Raw genomic sequence first — 1,062 nt, forward strand, 5'->3', positions numbered from 1 at the left:
GTACATACATGAGGATTATTTGGCTGAATCGATTATGATAAAAGAAATGAAAAGGGACAGAGATAAAAACGGGGTTATATATGAATCTGTCGTAATGAATGAAACTACAAGATCTCAATTGTTCTATGATTATGGTAAAAAGGCTATTGATGATATTGATGATTATATTAAAAGCTATCAAACTATCTTAACAACTGAGTATCTGTCTAGATTAGTTAGTATAAGAGAGTGTTTGAAAGAAAATCCTTTTCAAATTTTTATTTGGTCAGGAGATTTATTTCCAAGTAAAATTACTAATGTTGAACAATATACTGCTTCTCATCAAGAGTATATTAATGAGGTAAAGAGTTTGATTAAGTATTTTGCAGATATTGATGTGCAAGAACATTGGTATAAAAGAAAGCAAACTTCTCTGAATCAATTATTGTTGTTTTCACTAGTGCTAATGTTGTTTACATACTTACTTATTAAAGTTGGGATTTATCTTGTTTCAATTTAACTTAAATAATTGGTTTACCCTACCTTGAAAGAARAATCAGTTATCATGAACACATTCAAAAAAACTTGAGTTATCATGAACGAAATATCATAATTGACGTTAAGAACACAAATAAAGGTTATTTATCAATTAGACTTTGGCTATTTCCTTCAAGATATTCCTGGCTTCCTATTTTGGGCAGGAGTTGATTCATCGTATGGTCTACACAATGCCAAGTTGAATCCTGATGAAAAAGTAGTTGATTATCTCGTTCCATTTACAGAATCTTATATACGTTCGCTTTCGAATCATGATAACGATTAGTTATCATGATTTTTAGTTATGATGGGAGCGTTACATTTCAATTATACGCACAATTTTTTATAGGAAGTTGTATTTGATCGAATCTCTACTATAATGTAAAGAGAAGATAATGACGGTCATGGTTCGTTAAAGGTTCTAATCCCCACGTGTCGCACCTGCAATGGTGAAGATATAGTCCAGACTACAAACAATGTTCATTGGTAGCGAAAGCTATAGTGGTAAGCTAAGGCGTCGGTCGGGGGTTCGAATCCCTCCTGGGA

2 protein-coding genes are annotated in these 1,062 nt (G+C 32.2%); both read left to right on the top strand.

The window, feature by feature from the left end; translation table 11 throughout:
* Positions 1 to 499, top strand: a 499-nt coding sequence (locus tag AC1DSL_RS18555; RefSeq protein WP_477533378.1) for a hypothetical protein, incomplete at its 5' end; no start/stop codon positions are given.
* Positions 500 to 592: 93 nt separating this feature from the next.
* Entirely contained in the window at positions 593 to 802 is a 210-nt protein-coding gene (locus AC1DSL_RS18560; RefSeq protein ID WP_477533379.1) for a hypothetical protein, read from the top strand.
* Positions 803 to 1,062: the final 260 nt, after the last annotated feature.

This window comes from Paenisporosarcina sp. P4_D4, from assembly GCF_056401835.1.